The sequence below is a fragment of the Streptomyces zhihengii genome (genome assembly GCF_016919245.1).
Classification (GTDB): Bacteria; Actinomycetota; Actinomycetes; order Streptomycetales; family Streptomycetaceae; genus Streptomyces; species Streptomyces zhihengii.
In genome coordinates this window covers 2,957,860-2,973,729 of the sequence record NZ_JAFEJA010000001.1, presented here as the reverse complement: position 1 = coordinate 2,973,729, position 15,870 = coordinate 2,957,860, and the positions used below count along the sequence as shown (strand labels likewise).

The following is a 15,870-nucleotide window of genomic DNA, read 5'->3' as shown; positions in this document are numbered from 1 at the left end:
GAATGTGTACCGGCTTGGCTCATTGTCGCCCTCAGCGGTTAGCCTGGCGCGACGCATTCGAAATTCGGGATGGGGGACGGTCGTCACGTATGGCCAGGGAATTCCAACGCGGCCACAAGGCCAAGATCAGTGATCTCACTCCGGGAACGGATCTGTACGTCGGCGTGCAGGTCGCCGCTCCGGGGCTGACCTTCGACATCAGCTGCTTCGGTCTCGACGCGAACGAGCAGTTGTCGGACGACCGGTACTTCATCTTCTTCAACCAGCCGAAGTCGCCCGAGGAGTCCATTCAGCTCCTCGGCGCGCAGGCCGGTGACACGGAGTCGTTCCGCGTCACGCTGGACCGCATTCCGGCGAACGTCCACCGGCTCTCGTTCACCGCCACCATCGACGGCGCCGGGCAGATGTCGCAGATCGGCCCCGGCTACATCCGGATCGTCGCGGGCGGCCAGGAAGTCGTCAGGTACGCCTTCGACGGCTCCGAGTTCAGCACCGAGCGTGCCGTGATGCTCGGCGACTTCTACCTCAAGGACGTATGGCGGTTCGCCGCCATCGGCCAGGGGTTCGACGGCGGCCTGGAGGCCCTGCTGAAGAACTTCGGCGGCGAGGTCGCCGAGGAGGAGCCCGCTCCGCAGCAGCCGGGGGGTGCCGCTCCCGGCTTCGCCCCGCCCGCCGGTGGTGCGCCCGCGCCCGCCTTCGGAGCCCCCGCGGCCCCGCAGGCACCCCAGCCCGCACCTTCCTTCGGCGCCCCGGCCGCGCCGCAGGCCCCGCAGCCCGCACCCGGTTTCGGCGCGCCCGCGGCCCCGCAGGCCCCGGCGCCCGGTCCGCAGATCCACGCCGCGCCCACGATGGCCGCCCCGCTGGCGCCGCCCGCGCCGTCCCCCTACGGACAGCCGCCGCAGCAGCCGCAGTTCGGGCAGGTCCCGGGCCAGCCGCCCGGTCACATCCCGGGCCAGACCCCGCCGCACGGCGCGCCGTACGGGCAGCAGCCCCCGGCCCCCTACGGCCAGCAGCCGCCGGCGCCGTACGGGCAGCAGCCGCCGGCGCCCTACGGTCAGCAGCCCCCCGGCATGCCCCCGGGCGGGATGCCGCAGGGCGTCCCCCAGGGTGCGCCGCAGGCGGGCGCCGGTCTCCAGGCCGCCCTCCAGTCCTACCGCGAGACGCCCACGGGCCAGCGGTGGACGCCGCAGAACCAGCAGCTCATGCGGGTCGACCTGACGATGGGCGGCTCGGGTGTGCTGGCCCGTCAGGGCAGCATGGTGATGTACCAGGGGAAGGTCGACTTCGGCTACAAGGGCGCCGGCTTCGCGGGCCGCATGGTCGGCAACGCCACGGGCCAGGAGATGCAGCTCATGCGCTGCACCGGCCGGGGCCAGGTCTTCCTCGCCGAGGAGGGCGCCCACCTGCACCAGATCGACCTGCAGGGCGACGGCATCTGCGTCTCCGCGGAGAACGTCCTCGCCTTCGACGAGACCCTGCAGTACGAGGTCCGGCGGATCGAGGGCCACGGCATCCCCGGCGGCGCGCTGTTCACGATGCTGTTCCACGGCACCGGAACCGTCGTCGTCAAGACCCACGGTGTGCCCGTGGTCCTGCCCGTCACGCCCACCACCTTCGCCGACTGCAACGCGGTCGTCGCCTGGTCGGCGGCCTCCCAGGTCATCCTCTCCAGCCAGGTCAGGCTGCGGCGGAACGCCTACCCGGGCCACAGCGGCGAGACCGTGAACCTCCAGTTCCGGGGCGCCCCCGGCAACTTCATCGTCGTCCAGCCCTACGAGGTCTGAGGGAGCCCGAAGAATGAACCAGCAACTCGCGGGCTACGCCCCGACCCCGATGGCCGCCCGTATGGAGAACCACGGCCGCACCATGCTGAAGGTCGCCATGGCCACCGGCCAGGACCTCTACGCACGCACCGGCTCGATGGTCGCCTACGAGGGCTTCGTGCAGTACGAGCCCAACCCGCCGGCCGTCCGCCAGGTCGCCTCGCAGTGGGTCACCGGCGAGGGCGCCCCCATCATGAAGTGCTCCGGCGACGGGCTGCTCTACCTCGCCGACTACGGCGCCGACGTCGTCGTCATCAACCTCGACAACGACGCCATCTCGGTGAACGGCACCAACCTGCTGGCCTTCGACGCCCACCTCCAGTGGGGTGTGGAGAAGGTCAAGGGCCTCGCCAAGTTCGCCGGCCAGGGCCTGTGGAACGTCCAGATCGCCGGCACCGGCTGGGTCGCCCTGACCTCGCGCGGCACGCCGATCGTCGTCGACTGCGGCCGCGGCGAGGACGAGACCTACGTCGACCCCGACGCCCTCGTCGCCTGGTCCCCGAACCTCAAGGTGAAGGGCAAGCGCAGCTTCAAGGCCGGCTCCCTCATCGGACGGGGCAGCGGAGAGGCGTACCAGATGGCCTTCTCCGGCCAGGGCATCGTCGTCGTACAGCCGAGCGAGGACAGCACGGACCGCCTGCGGGTCCGGGGCTGAGGGGGAGCGGGAACAGATCATGCAGAGTTCGCTTTTCAGCCACGGGGAACAGCAGTCCCAGGAGCGGTACGCCGTCCAGAACCCGCAGCTGCTGCGGGTGGCGCTCACCGGCCATGACGACGTCCTCGCCCGCAAGGGCGCGATGGTGGCGTACCAGGGGCTGATCGACTTCGACGGCGAGTACCAGACGAGCAGCCAGCGCCGGGCCCGCGCCAACACCGGCGAGGGCCTCGACCTGATGCGCTGCTCGGGCCAGGGCACCGTCTACTTCGCCAACCTCGCGCAGTACGTCCACGTCGTCGACGTGGACCAGGAGGGCATGACGGTCGACAGCGCCTACGTCCTGGCTCTCGACTCCGCGCTGCACACCGAGGTCATCGCGGTGGACAGCCAGTACGGCATCTCGGGCTCCGGCAAGTACCAGCTCAACATCTCCGGCCGGGGCAAGGTCGCGCTGATGACCTCCGGCCAGCCGCTGATGATGCACGTCACCCCGGACAAGTACGTCAACGTCGACGCCGACGCGATCGTCGCCTGGTCCTCGGGCCTGCGGGTGCAGATGCAGGCGCAGACCCACTCCTCGAACGTGCGCCGCCGCCGCGGCAACACCGGAGAGGGCTGGGAGCTGAGCTTCCTCGGCCAGGGCTTCGCGCTGGTGCAGCCCAGCGAGGTCATGCCGCCGCAGCACGCCGACCTCGGCCAGGGCGTCCGCGCCCAGTACGGCGTCGGCCAGCACGGCTCCCACGCCCAGAACCAGAACAACGCCTGGAACTGACCGCCCCGCCGGGGCGGCCGGACGGCATCACAGGGGCGGTCGCCCGGCGACCGCCCCTGTGCCATGTCCGGGGGCCGGAGCCGGGCCCGTCCCGGTCAGAGAGCCGCCCGCGTCCGCTCCAGCAGCCGGACCACCGAGGCGTCGGCCACGGCCGCCACCTCGTCCCAGCCGAACCAGCGCAGGTCGAGCGACTCCTCGCTGATGCTCTCGACGGCACCGGGCGGGGCCAGCGCCGCGTACTGCACGTCCAGGTGCCAATGGCAGGGCGGCGGGATCGCGTGGCGGTCCAGCGTCACCGGGCCGCCGGGCAGCAGCGTCAGGCCCGCGATGCCCGACTCCTCCGTCGCCTCGCGCAGCGCGGCGGCGGCGAGTGAGCCGTCCCCGGGCTCGCAGTGGCCGCCCATCTGGAGCCACATGCCGAGCTTGCGGTGCAGCGTCAGCAGCACCTTCCCGCGCTCCGGGTCGACGACCAGCGCGCTGGCCGTCAGATGCCCCGCGCCGCAGGACTTCCACATGCCGTCCGGGTGCGCCGCGAGATGGGCGAGATAGGCGTCCCGCAGCGCGCTCTGCTCGTCATCGCGGCCCCGGTACTCCTTGAGCACCGAGGCCGCGTCGTCGTGGAGGCTCACCGGCCGGCGTCGCCCTTGCCCTCGTCCTTGCCCTCGTCCTCGCGGCCGGAGCCGCCCGTGCCGTCGTCGGTGCCGGCGTCGCCGGACGCGCCCGCACCCGGGCCGTCCTTGGGGGCCGCGGCCTCGCCGAGCATCTTGTCCAGCTCCGAGAAGTCGAGCTGCTCGCGGTGCACGAAGCCGTCGGGGTCGTCCAGGTCGGTCGCCGTCGGCAGCATGTCGGGGTGCTCCCACAGGGCGTCCCGGCCGTCGACACCGCGCGCGTCGGTGAGCGAGGCCCACAGGCGCGAGGCGTCCCGGAGCCGCCGCGGACGGAGCTGGAGCCCGATCAGGGTCGCGAACGTCTGCTCCGCCGGACCGCCGGACGCCCGGCGCCTGCGCAGCGTCTCCCGCAGCGCGCCCGCCGAGGTGAGGCGGTTCGACGCGGCCGCGTGGACCACGGCGTCGACCCAGCCCTCGACGAGGGCGAGAGCCGTCTCCAGACGTGCCAGGGCGGCCTTCTGCGCCGGCGTGTCCTCCGGCTGGAACATGCCCTGCTGGAGCGCCTCCTGGAGCTGCTCGGGGTGGGTCGGGTCGAACTGGCCGACCACGTCCTCCAGCTTGGTCGTGTCGACCTTGATGCCCCGCGCGTACCCCTCGACGGCGCCGAAGAGGTGGGAGCGCAGCCACGGCACATGGGCGAAGAGGCGCTGGTGGGCGGCCTCGCGCAGGGCGAGGTAGAGCCGCACCTCCTCCTTGGGCACCCCGAGGTCCTTGCCGAGGGCCTCGACGTTCAGCGGGAGGAGCGCCGCCTTGCCGGCCGGACCGAGCGGCAGGCCGATGTCGGTCGAGCCGACCACCTCGCCGGCCAGCACGCCCACGGCCTGTCCGATCTGCTGGCCGAACATCGCGCCGCCCATGGAACGCATCATCCCGAGCAGCGGGCCCGCCATGGCCTGCATCTCCTCGGGCAGCACGTCGCCCATGGCGACGCCGACCCGCTCCGCGACCGGGTCGACGAGCTGCTGCCACGCCGGCAGCGTCGCCTCGACCCACTCGGCGCGGCTCCACGCCACGGCGGTGCTCGCGCCCGACGGCAGCGAGGTCGCCCCGTCCAGCCACAGGTCGGCCAGGCGCACGGCCTCCTCGACCGCGGTGCGGTCGACCGGGGAGACGCTGCTGTCCTTGGTGCCGTCGGCCGTGCCCTGGGCGACGGTCTGGCGGGCGATCTGCTTGGCCATGTCCCAGTTCACCGGGCCGCCCTCGTAGCTCAGCATCTGGCCGAGCTGCTGGAAGGCGGCGCCCAGGTCGTTCGGGTTCATCGACCCGAACATGGCGGCGAAGGGGTTGTCCCCGCCCTCGCCCCCGAAACCGAAACCGAACGGGTTGGCCGGGGACCCGCCGGAGCCCTGGCCACCTCCGCCGGGATTCTTCTTCTTGCCCTCGTCGCCGTTCTCCGGCTCCTCCGGCGGAAGGCCGAATCCGAATGGGGTGTCACTCACGGGTTTCCTCGGCTCGTAGGGCCGTCGGCTGACTGCCGACGGCGACTGCCCGACAACAACACCCAGCCTAAGCGGCCGGGCGGCCGGACGGCTGAGGACATCGAGGCGGCTTGCGGCCTCGGTGCCCCGCCCGCCGACGGCCTGCGGCAGGATGGACGTCACCTGGTGCGTATGCGTCATGCGCTTGCGTACTGAAGACAACCGCTGGAGACGCCTGGTGAGTTCCCCAGATCCGCAGGTTCGCGCAGCGCGAAACCACTCAACCCCGGCCGGGGGGCGCGGCCCCGTGGTCGCCGTGACCGGCGCCGCCACCGGCGTCGGAGACCTGCTCACACGGCGTCTCGCCGCGTCGGACGAGGTCAAGCAGGTGCTCGCGATCGACGAGCGCAGGGGCGAGGTTCCCGAGGCGCACTGGCACGTCCTGGACGTGCGCGACCCGGCCATCGCCGAGAAGCTGCGCGGCGCCGACGTCGTCGTCCACCTCGCGCTCGACCTGGACCTCGAGACGGACGCGGCGGCCCGCACCGCGTACAACGTCCGCGGCACCCAGACCGTCCTGACCGCGGCCGCCGCGGCCGGTGTGCACCGGGTCGTGCTGTGCACGTCGGCCATGGTCTACGGGGCGCTGCCGGACAACGACGTCCCGCTGTCCGAGGACGCCGAGCTCAAGGCCACCGCCGAGGCGACCGGGGTCGGCGACCTGCTGGAGATCGAGCGCCTGGCGCGCCGCGCGCCCCGCGCCCACCCCGGCCTGAACGTGACGGTCGTCCGCCCCGCCGTGCTGGTCGGCGGCACGGACACGGCGCTGACCCGGTACTTCGAGTCGCCCCGGCTGCTGGTGGTCGCCGGCTCCCGGCCCACCTGGCAGTTCTGCCACGTCGACGACCTGGTGACGGCGCTGGAGTACGCGGCGCTGGAGAAGGTCGAGGGCGAGCTGGCGGTCGGCTGCGACGGCTGGCTGGAGCAGGAGGAGATCGAGGAGCTCAGCGGGATCCGGCGGATGGAACTGCCCTCCGCCGTCGCCCTCGGCGCCGCCGCCCGGCTGCACCGGATCGGCCTCACCCCGTCCCCGGCCGGGGACCTCGCGTACACGATGCACCCCTGGGTGGTGAGCGTGAGCCGGCTGCACGACGCGGGCTGGCGCCCCCGGTGGACGAACGAGGAGGTGCTCGCCGCGCTCCTGGAGGAGGTCGAGGGCCGGCACACGGTGGCGGGCCGCCGGCTGGGGCGCAAGGACGCCACGGCCGCCGGCGCGGCGGGCGCGACCGTCGCCCTGCTGGGCACCGCCGCCCTGGTCCGGCGCGCCCGGAAGGCCCGACGGAGGATCTGAGGGCCGGCGCGGCCCCGGCCGGGGCCGCGCCGCTGTAGGACAGTCCAATCCGGCGGGCGCCGAACCGTCGGAGGGTCTATTGGGCGGGGCACCCGGCGTGCGGCACGATGGGGCCATGGCACGCACGTACGACCACCCCGGTGAGCAGGCGGCGCAGGACCCGGTGCGGCTGATCGCGATCCGCGACACGCCGCTCTCCGTCGACGAGGTCTTCGCCGCGGTCGGCGACGACGCGGCGGGCGGCACCGCGCTCTTCGTCGGCACCGTCCGCAACCACGACGGCGGGGCGGACGTCGCCGACCTCGGCTACTCCAGCCATCCGAGCGCGGAGGCCGTGATGCGGGGCATCGCGGAGAAGGTGGTGGCCCGGTACCCCGTTCGGGCGCTCGCCGCCGTCCACCGTGTGGGTGACCTCGCGGTCGGGGACCTGGCCGTCGTGGTCGCCGTCTCCTGCCCCCACCGCGGCGAGGCGTTCGAGGCCTGCCGGAAGCTGATCGACGACCTCAAGCAGGAGGCCCCCATCTGGAAGCACCAGCGCTTCTCGGACGGCTCCGAGGAGTGGGTCGGCGCGTAGCGGCGGGGGCGGCGCTCCCCGGTAGTCCGGGGCGTGTCGGCCCGTTCGCGCGGATCGGGGCCGCCGAAACCCGCACGGACCCCTTCCGCCCCGATTTGCGTAACCCCACCCCTGCCGTGAGCGTTGATCTCGCAGATGACTAATCTGCTGATCACTCAGTCGCTTTCGCTCATGGGGTAGGGAGGTCGCGATGGCAGTTCTGGCCTGGTTGCTGATTCCGCTTTTCGCTGCTGTCGGTGCTGCGATATGGGCGAGCTGGGCCTCGCGCAACCGCACCAGCGGGGACGTCGCCGAGCTCGCGGGATACGCGCGTTTCCGCGACGCGATGGAGAAGGCGGCCTCCGGTACGGACGCCGTGCGGAACTGACCCTCCGGACCCCTTCTGCGGGCGGCCCCGGGCGGCCCCCGGACGGACCGGCCCCGGCAGTGCTCGCACAGGCTCGTCCCGTACTGTCGTTCCATGCCACGCCGCACCGCGACGATGCTCGCCTCCACCCTGGTCTTCATCGCACTGCTGTGCGCGGGTGTCTTCTTCAAGGTCCCCTACGCGGAGATGTCCCCGGGCCCCACGGTGAACACCCTGGGATCCGCCGACGGCGAGCCGGTGCTGCAGATCTCCGGCCGCAAGACCTACCCCGCCACCGGTCACCTCAACATGACGACGGTCCGGGTGACCGGCGCGGACTACCGGATGAACCTCTTCGAGGCGATGTACGGCTGGCTCGCCCACGACAACGTGGTCGTCCCGCACGACACCCTCTACCCGGACGGCAAGACCGAGGAGCAGTCCACCCAGGAGAACGCCGAGGAGTTCAGCCAGTCCCAGGAGAGCGCCAAGGTCGCCGCCCTGCGGGAGCTGGACATCCCGGTGAAGTCCCGGGTGGTCGTCGCCACCGTCGTCAAGGACTCGCCCGCCGAGGGCACCCTGCACGCGGGCGACGTGATCCGGGCCGTGGACGGCACGCCGATCGAGAAGCCCGGCGACGTGGCGGACCTCGTGGTGAAGCACAAGCCGGGGGAGAAGGTCGAGTTCACCATCGTCCCGGCCCCCGACGCGGCCGCCGCCGAGAAGGCGGGCAAGGAGCCGGAGGGCACCGAGAAGGTCACCGTCACCACGGTGAAGGCCCCGGACGACGACCGCGCGATCGTGGGCATCGCGGCGGGCACGGACCACACCTTCCCGTTCACCATCGACATCCACCTCGCCGACGTCGGCGGACCGAGCGCCGGTCTGATGTTCGCCCTGGGCATCGTCGACAAGCTGACCCCGGGCGACCTGACGGGCGGGAAGTTCGTCGCGGGCACCGGGACGATCGACGACGCCGGCAAGGTCGGCCCGATCGGCGGCATCGAGATGAAGCTCGTGGGAGCGCGGAACGCGGGGGCGGAGTACTTCCTCACGCCCGGCGACAACTGCGCCACGGCGGCCTCCGACATCCCGGACGGCCTGAAGCTGGTCAAGGTCGACACGATCGAGGATGCCGCCGACTCGCTGGAGAAGATCCGCGCCGGCGAGACGGCCGGGCTGCCGAGCTGCACGACGGGCTGACGGGCCCGCCGCCGCACCACGCGTGAAGGCGCCCCCGGACCACCGTCCGGGGGCGCCTTCACGCATACGGGGACCGGGCCGGGCCGGGACGCCGTCGGGTGCGGGGTGCCGTCAGTCCTCGAACGTGGCCGCCAGCGCCTCGGCCAGACCGGGGACCAGCCCGGCGCCCGTGAGCACCTCCGTCGGCGAGTCCTTCTCGCGCAGGCGCAGCGCCGACTCGCGGCTGCCGTCCCGCAGCACGGCCACCGTCATCCGGACCTCCTGGCGGTCCGGGTGGGAGGCGACCCAGTCGGCCAGCGCCGCGTCGTCCAGCCCCTCCGGAACGGACGACTCCGCGGACGAGGGGAGCATCAGGCGCTCCACGGTCAGCGCGCACCCCGCCACCGCGTCGGGCCAGGCGAGCGTGCCGAGGAACTCGTCCAGGGCGGTGCCCGCAGGGATCTCGTCCTGCTCGACCGGCGTCAGGGCCGCCGCGGAGTCGTTCTCGTCGAGGCCGAGCTGGGAGGCGAGGGAGGGCTCCTGGGTGCGCAGCCGCGCGGTGTCGACCAGGGCGAAGAGACGGGCGGGCTGGTCCCAGCCGAGGCCCGAGGCGTACTCGTCGATCTCGAGCACGGCCCGGGTGAGCGGGCTCGCCGCCATGGGCGCCTGGGGCGGCTGATTGTCGGGGGTCGGTGCTGAAGCGTTGGACATGGCCAATATCCTGCCTGGTTCCTGCCCCGCTGCGGGAACTAGGTAAAGCCTCGGTAAGTTGCATGAGTGGGGCTCTACGATCGCGGGGCCCGTTTCACACGACCGCGAACTTCGAGGTGCGCACGTTGGCTTTCCAGATGCCGGACCGCGGCGGAGGCCCGACCGGGCCACGGATCAGAGTGGGCCGGCCGTCCCGGCGTGTCCGCACCCTGCTCATGACACTGGGCGTCCTGGCCGCGCTGGCCATGGTGTTCGTCATGTTCTCCGGGTTCTGGACGGACTGGCTGTGGTACCGATCCGTCCGGTACTCCTCCGTCTTCACGACCACCCTGTGGACCAAGATCGGACTGTTCGCCGTCTTCGGCCTGCTCATGGCAGCGGCCGTCGGGCTGAACATCTGGCTGGCGCACCGGCTGCGGCCGCCGCTCAGCGCGATGTCGCTGGAGCAGCAGAGCCTCGACCGGTACCGCATGGGCATCGCCCCGTACAAGAAGTGGGTCCTCCTCGGGGTCACCGCGCTCGTCGGGCTGATCGCCGGTGCCTCCGCGACCAGCCAGTGGCGCACCTGGCTCATGTGGGTCAACGGCGTGCCCTTCGGCGAGAAGGACCCCCAGTTCGGCATGGACGTGGCGTTCTACGCCTTCGACCTGCCGTGGTACCGCTTCCTGCTGGGCTTCGGCTTCGCGGCCGTCGTGCTCTCCCTGATCGCCGCCGCGCTGACCCACTACCTGTACGGCGGGCTGCGCATCACCAGCCCCGGCGCGCGCGCCACCGGCGCGGCGACGGGCCACCTGTCGGTGCTGCTCGGCATCTTCGTGGCGCTCAAGGCCGTCGCGTACTGGCTCGACCGGTACGGACTCGCGGTGAAGTCCAGTGACTTCAAGGCGACGAGCAACTGGACGGGTCTGCGGTACGTCGACGCCAACGCCTACCTGCCGGCGAAGACGATCCTCTTCTGCATCGCCATCATCTGCGCGGTGCTGTTCTTCGCCACCCTGTGGCGCCGCACCTGGCAGCTCCCGGTGATCGGTTTCGGCCTGATGGTCCTCTCGGCCATCCTGATCGGCGGCCTGTACCCGGCCATCGTCCAGAAGTTCCAGGTCCAGCCGAACGAGCAGGCCAAGGAAGCGCAGTACATCCAGAAGAACATCGAGGCCACCCGCAAGGCGTACGGCATCGACGAGGTCAAGCCGACCGACTACACGGGCCGGGGCGAGATCAAGGACGCCAAGAGCCAGCGCGCCCAGGCGGACGCGGCCGCCAGCTACCGGATCAACGACCCCAACATCGTCTCGCCCACGTTCCAGCAGCTGGAGCAGGAGCGGAAGTACTACCAGTTCCCCGCGACGCTGGACGTCGACCGGTACAACGGCCAGGACACGGTCATCGGTCTGCGTGAGCTGAACCTCCAGGGCGTCGACAAGCGCAACTGGATCAACGACCACTTCACCTACACCCACGGGTACGGTGCGGTCGCCGCGAAGGGCACGGAGACGGCCAAGGGCACCTCGGGCGCCCCGGAGTTCACCGAGTCCGGCCTGCCGTCGAAGGGCAACCTCGGCGACTACGAGCAGCGGATCTACTACGGCGAGAAGACCACGCAGTACTCGATCGTCGGCGGGCCCCAGAAGGAGCTCGACTACGAGAAGGACGGCGGCGGCCAGGTCACCACGAGCTACGAGGGCAAGGGCGGCATCGACCTCTCCAGCCCGCTCAACCGCGCCGCCTACGCGGTCTCCTTCAGCGAGCCGCAGATCCTGTACTCGGGAGCCATCGGCGAGGGCTCGCAGATCCTCTACAACCGCACGCCCAAGGAGCGCGTCGAGGCGGTGGCGCCCTGGCTGACGATCGACGGCGACGCCTACCCGGCGGTCGTGGGCAAGCGGATCCAGTGGGTCATCGACGCCTACACCACCACCAACGGCTATCCGTACGCCTCCCGGACCACGCTCGGCGACACCACCGCGGACTCGCTGACCGACCGGCAGCGCGCGGTCGTCGCCCAGCAGAACCAGGTCAACTACATCCGCAACTCGGTGAAGGCCACCGTCGACGCCTACGACGGCACGGTCACCCTCTACGAGTGGGACGAGAACGACCCGGTCCTGAAGACCTGGAAGAAGGCCTTCCCGGGCACGGTGAAGGACAAGGCGGACATCCCGGCGGACCTCAAGGCCCATCTGCGGTACCCGCAGGACATGTTCAAGGTCCAGCGCGAGCTGCTGAGCCTCTACCACGTCACCGAGCCCGCCCCGTTCTACAACGCGAGTGACGCCTGGCAGGTCCCGAACGACCCGACCAAGTCGGACAACAACGCGGTCCCGCCGTACTACCTGTCGATGAAGCTGCCCGGCCAGACCGAGCAGCAGTTCTCGCTGACGACGACGTTCACCCCCAGTGGACGGCCCAATCTGCGGGCCTTCATGGCGGTCGACGCCGACGCCAACAGCAAGGACTACGGCAAGATCAGACTGATGCGGGTCACCGACGACAAGGTCGACGGACCCGAGCAGATCCAGAGCCGGCTCAACCGCCACGACCCGATCGCCAACTTCGTCCGCGACCTCAAGGGCGCCGACTCGACGATCAAGTACGGCAACCTGCTGACCGTCCCGCTGGACAGCGGCTTCCTGTACGTGGAGCCCATCTACGCACAGGGCCGCGGGTCGGAGTATCCGCTGCTGAGCAAGGTGGCGGTGGTCTACGGCCAGAAGATCGGGTTCGCCAACGACCTGAGCGGCGCGCTGTCCCAGGTGTTCGGCGAGGAGGGTGCCGACGAGGGCACCACTCCGCCCGGCGAGCCACCGGCCGATCCCGACGAGCCGCCCGCCACCGGCGACGCGGCCCTGAAGGACGCCATCGCCGACGCGCAGAAGGCGTACGCGGACGGCGAGGAGGCCATCAAGAAGGGCGACTGGACGGCCTACGGCAAGGCCCAGGACGACCTCCAGGACGCGCTCCAGCGCGCGGCCGACGCCGAGGCCAGACTGAAGGAAGAGGCCCCGGCCACCGAGTGAGCCCGGGCCGGCCGACGGCGGCCGCCGCACCCGCGGCGGTCCGCCGGAGGCCGGTCGGGACCCCTCCCGCGCCGTGATACGGTGAGATCACAACGACGCGGGGTGGAGCAGCTCGGTAGCTCGCTGGGCTCATAACCCAGAGGTCGCAGGTTCAAATCCTGTCCCCGCTACTGAAGAAGAGGGCCCGGATCCTTCCAGGATCCGGGCCCTCTTCGTGCTGTGCGCGGGGCGGCCGCGGCGTGTCCTCGGGCACAACCTGCCCCGAAGTGCGCGCCGGACGCCATGAGTTGGCGCCGGTCGTGTTTGACTTATCTCTCTGTGGGCATGTCGACAAAACGCTGAAGTGACCTCACTGGCTGCGGTATACCAGGTGTACGCGGGTTGCGGGTGGTGCGACGATGGAATTTATGGGGGACAGGGCAACTCTGTTGGAGACAGGGCGGTTTGTGCAGCCGCATTCCGGCAATGCGGCGGACGCGATGCAGGGGCTCGACGGTGTCGAGCCGGGCGTCGGCCGTCACGACGGCACCGCCGACGCCGAGGAGACCGCCGGCGCCGAGGCGCGCCACCGCGGTGCCGCCGACGGGGGCGACACCGCCTCGATGAGCGTGCTGGGCGCGCTGCTGCTGCGCCGGGGCGACCTCGACGGCGCCGAGCCGTACCTGCGCGGTGCCACCGCCGACGGAGACCGGGCCGCCGCCAACAACCTGGGCGTGCTGCTGCACCAGCGCGGCTACCCCGACGAGGCGGCGGGCTGGTGGCGTATCGCCGCCGTCGCCGGTTCGGCCGCCGCGGCGCACGCGCTCGGGCGTCACTTCCGCGAGCGCGGCGACGAGCCCGCCGCCGAGTACTGGCTGCGCCAGTCCGCCGAGCAGGGCCACGCCCTGGGCGCCTACGCCCTCGCCGACCTGCTGGAGCACCGCGGTGACGGCGGAGCCGAGCGCTGGCTGCGCACCGCGGCCGAGCAGGGGCACCGCGAGGCGGCCTACCGGCTGGCGCGCGCCCTGGAGGGCCGCGCAGCCGAGGAGTGCCGCCCGCCGGCCGACGGCCTGGGCGAGCCCCCGCGCACCGTGCCCGAGCCCGGCGCCGGACGGGACGCGGGCATCGTCGCCCGCGGCCGCGCCGGTCCTCCCGCGGGCCGGGGCGAGGCACCGGACACCGCCGGCCCCCGCACCGCGTCCTCGGGCCCCGGCCCCCGGCGCGACGGGCGGACGGCACAGGACACCGCCCGAGCGGGCACCGACGGCCTCGTCGACGAGGCCGCGCAGTGGTACCGGCAGGCCGCGGCGCGCGGACACCGCCGGGCCGCGCTGCACCTCGGGGCCATCCTGGAGAAGCGCGGAGAGCTCAAGGAAGCGGGCCGCTGGTACCTGACGGCGGCCAGGGACGGCGAGCCGCGCGCGGCCTGCGCGCTGGGCTTCCTGCTCCGGGACGCCGGGGACGAGGAGAGCGCCGCCGTCTGGTGGCTGCGCGCCGCCCAGGACGGCGACGGGAACGCCGCCAACGCCCTCGGCGCCCTGCACGCCGCCCGCGGCGAGCAGCAGACCGCCGAGCGCTGGTACCGGGCCGCGATGGACGCGGGCGACGTCAACGGCGCCTACAACCTCGGGCTGCTCTGCGCCGCCCAGGACCGCACGCCGCAGGCGGAGCAGTGGTACCGGCGTGCCGCCTACGCGGGACACCGGGAGGCCGCCAACGCGCTCGCCGTGCTGCTCCTCCAGGCCGGGGACCCGGTCGGCGCCGAGCCCTGGTTCTCCAAGGCGGCCGAGGCCGGCAGCGTGGACGCCGCGTTCAACCTCGGCATCCTCCACGTCGGCCGCGACGACGACCGGACGGCGCTGACCTGGTACGAGCGGGCGGCGGCCGCGGGGCACACCGAGGCGGCGCTCCAGGTGGGCATCGCCCGGCTGAGGGACGGCGACGAGCACGAGGCGGAGCGGCACCTGCGGTGCGCGGCCGGGGGCGGCAACGCGGAGGCGGCGTTCCGTCTCGCCACGGTGCTCGACGCGCGGCAGCCGCCGCCGGGCCCGCCCGCCCTGGGCGAGCCCCGCGCGGAGAAGAGCGAGTGCGAGGAGTGGTACGAGCGGGCCGCCGAGCAGGGGCACCGCCGTGCCCAGGTCCGGGTCGGCATGCTGGCCGCCGCGCGCGGCGACATGGACGACGCGGCCCGCTGGTACCGGGAGGCGGCCGAGGCCGGCAGCCGCAGCGGCGCCTTCAACCTCGGGCTGCTGCTCGCCCGCGAGGGCAGCGAGCGGGAGGCGTCGCTGTGGTGGACGCGCGCGGCCCGGGCCGGTCACGGCAGGGCCGCCCTGCGGCTGGCGCTGCTCGCCGCCCGCCGGGGCGAGCTGGCCGAGGGGCAGCGCTGGTGCGCCAAGGCCGTGGAGCTGGGGCCCGAGGAGGTGGCCGAGCGGGCCGCGAAGCTGCGCGAGGCACTGCTCCAGGAGCTGACGGCGTAGGCCGCGGAGCCGGCCCAGGGCGCCCGCGGAAGTGATTTGCGCTGGTCGACGGGGTCCCGTAAGGTGGTGTTCACCGACGCGGGGTGGAGCAGCTCGGTAGCTCGCTGGGCTCATAACCCAGAGGTCGCAGGTTCAAATCCTGTCCCCGCTACTGAAACCGAAGGCCCGGATCCTCAAAAGATCCGGGCCTTCGGTGTGTCCGGGATTTTGTCGTCCCCGAGCCGGCCGCGCTCCCGGGCGTTACGCGAGAGCCGGGCGGTACGCGAGAGCCGGGCGGTGCACGAAAGCCGGACAGTGCACGAAAGTCGGGCGGTACGCGAAAGCCGGGCGGTACGCGAAGGCCCCGGACACCAGCGGTGTCCGGGGCCTTCGTGCGTGTGCCGCTGTCCTAGGCTGCCGCCGCGCAGGCGGGGCAGGTGCCCCGGTAGGTGACCTCGACGGCCGAGACGGTGAAGCCGAAGCGCTCCGAGTCGGGGAGGTCGGCCAGCGGATTGCCCGCCGGGTGGACGTCCCGGATGGCGCCGCATCCCGCGCAGACCAGGTGCTGGTGCGGGCGATGGGCATTGGGGTCGTAGCGCTTGGCGCGGCGGTCGGTCGACACCTCGAGCACCTCGCCGAGGGTGACCAGCTCGCCGAGCGTGTTGTAGACGGTGGCCCGGGAGATCTCGGGCAGTCGCTCCACGGCGCGTGCGTGGACCTCGTCGGCCGTCAGATGCACGTGCTCGCCGTCGAGGACCTCGGCCACGACGCGCCGCTGGGCGGTCATGCGCCAGCCGCGTCCGCGCAGTCGTTCCAACAGGTCGCTCATGAGGACAGCGTAACAGCGTTTCCGGCCAATCCTGAATAGGTGTGACTTTGGATGGCTGATTGACTTGGACAAAGTCCATTGTAGGA

Annotated in this window: 13 protein-coding genes and 2 tRNA genes; 11 read left to right on the top strand and 4 right to left on the bottom strand. The window is 72.2% G+C overall.

The annotated features are described in order from the left end of the window. The first annotated feature begins 89 nt into the window (after positions 1-89). The 3 genes from JE024_RS12165 to JE024_RS12155 are packed head-to-tail and all read left to right on the top strand — an operon-like array spanning position 90 to position 3,253. Positions 90-1,784, top strand: coding sequence for a TerD family protein (locus JE024_RS12165; protein WP_205373596.1), 1,695 nt, complete (start codon positions 90-92; stop codon positions 1,782-1,784). 13 nt (positions 1,785-1,797) lie between these two features. Next, positions 1,798-2,478 carry an AIM24 family protein gene (locus JE024_RS12160; protein ID WP_205373595.1) on the top strand — a complete coding sequence of 227 codons (681 nt, stop codon included), beginning with the start codon at positions 1,798-1,800 and terminating at the stop codon, positions 2,476-2,478. Between the two features lie 19 nt (positions 2,479-2,497). Next, entirely contained in the window at positions 2,498-3,253 is a 756-nt protein-coding gene (locus JE024_RS12155; RefSeq protein WP_205373594.1) for an AIM24 family protein, read from the top strand. Between the two features lie 95 nt (positions 3,254-3,348). On the opposite strand, the gene JE024_RS12150 is transcribed toward JE024_RS12155, so the two are convergent. Together JE024_RS12150 and JE024_RS12145 are read right to left on the bottom strand one after the other, a co-directional pair. Then, positions 3,349-3,882, bottom strand: coding sequence for an NUDIX hydrolase (locus JE024_RS12150; protein ID WP_205373593.1), 534 nt, complete (start codon positions 3,880-3,882; stop codon positions 3,349-3,351). After that, positions 3,879-5,360, bottom strand: a complete 1,482-nt coding sequence (locus JE024_RS12145) for a zinc-dependent metalloprotease (protein ID WP_205373592.1) — start codon at positions 5,358-5,360, stop codon at positions 3,879-3,881. The genes JE024_RS12150 and JE024_RS12145 overlap by 4 nt, the downstream gene beginning before the upstream one ends. Before the next feature lie 217 nt (positions 5,361-5,577). On the opposite strand from JE024_RS12145, the gene JE024_RS12140 reads away from it, so the two are divergent. The 4 genes from JE024_RS12140 to JE024_RS12125 all read left to right on the top strand — a co-directional run bounded on the left by JE024_RS12140 (position 5,578) and on the right by JE024_RS12125 (position 8,813). Beyond that, the gene (locus JE024_RS12140) at positions 5,578-6,690 is read left to right on the top strand and encodes an SDR family oxidoreductase (protein ID WP_205373591.1); all 1,113 of its coding nucleotides are present in this window, start codon (positions 5,578-5,580) and stop codon (positions 6,688-6,690) included. Between the two features lie 115 nt (positions 6,691-6,805). Beyond that, the gene (locus JE024_RS12135; RefSeq protein WP_205373590.1) at positions 6,806-7,264 is read left to right on the top strand and encodes a molybdenum cofactor biosynthesis protein MoaE; all 459 of its coding nucleotides are present in this window, start codon (positions 6,806-6,808) and stop codon (positions 7,262-7,264) included. A 190-nt stretch (positions 7,265-7,454) separates the two neighbouring features. Further along, a complete protein-coding gene (locus JE024_RS12130) occupies positions 7,455-7,631 on the top strand; it encodes a hypothetical protein (protein ID WP_187283196.1) in 177 nt (58 codons plus the stop codon). A 93-nt stretch (positions 7,632-7,724) separates the two neighbouring features. Then, positions 7,725-8,813: a YlbL family protein gene (locus JE024_RS12125; RefSeq protein ID WP_205373589.1), complete on the top strand. Its 1,089-nt coding sequence runs from the start codon at positions 7,725-7,727 to the stop codon at positions 8,811-8,813. Between the two features lie 111 nt (positions 8,814-8,924). Here JE024_RS12125 and JE024_RS12120 read toward each other — a convergent pair whose 3' ends face one another. After that, complete coding sequence (locus JE024_RS12120; RefSeq protein ID WP_244882793.1) at positions 8,925-9,503, bottom strand: PPA1309 family protein; 579 nt, start codon at positions 9,501-9,503, stop codon at positions 8,925-8,927. Between the two features lie 137 nt (positions 9,504-9,640). Here JE024_RS12120 and JE024_RS12115 point away from each other — a divergent pair, with 137 nt between their 5' ends. The 4 genes from JE024_RS12115 to JE024_RS12100 all read left to right on the top strand — a co-directional run bounded on the left by JE024_RS12115 (position 9,641) and on the right by JE024_RS12100 (position 15,127). Beyond that, positions 9,641-12,520, top strand: a complete 2,880-nt coding sequence (locus JE024_RS12115) for a UPF0182 family membrane protein (protein WP_205376514.1) — start codon at positions 9,641-9,643, stop codon at positions 12,518-12,520. Positions 12,521-12,616: 96 nt separating this feature from the next. Then, positions 12,617-12,690: transfer RNA gene (locus JE024_RS12110), tRNA-Met, on the top strand. 228 nt (positions 12,691-12,918) lie between these two features. Beyond that, complete coding sequence (locus JE024_RS12105) at positions 12,919-14,976, top strand: tetratricopeptide repeat protein (RefSeq protein WP_205373588.1); 2,058 nt, start codon at positions 12,919-12,921, stop codon at positions 14,974-14,976. A 77-nt stretch (positions 14,977-15,053) separates the two neighbouring features. Next, a tRNA-Met gene (locus tag JE024_RS12100) sits at positions 15,054-15,127 on the top strand. 237 nt (positions 15,128-15,364) lie between these two features. Here JE024_RS12100 and JE024_RS12095 read toward each other — a convergent pair. After that, entirely contained in the window at positions 15,365-15,784 is a 420-nt protein-coding gene (locus tag JE024_RS12095; protein ID WP_205373587.1) for a Fur family transcriptional regulator, read from the bottom strand. Positions 15,785-15,870 lie beyond the last annotated feature (86 nt).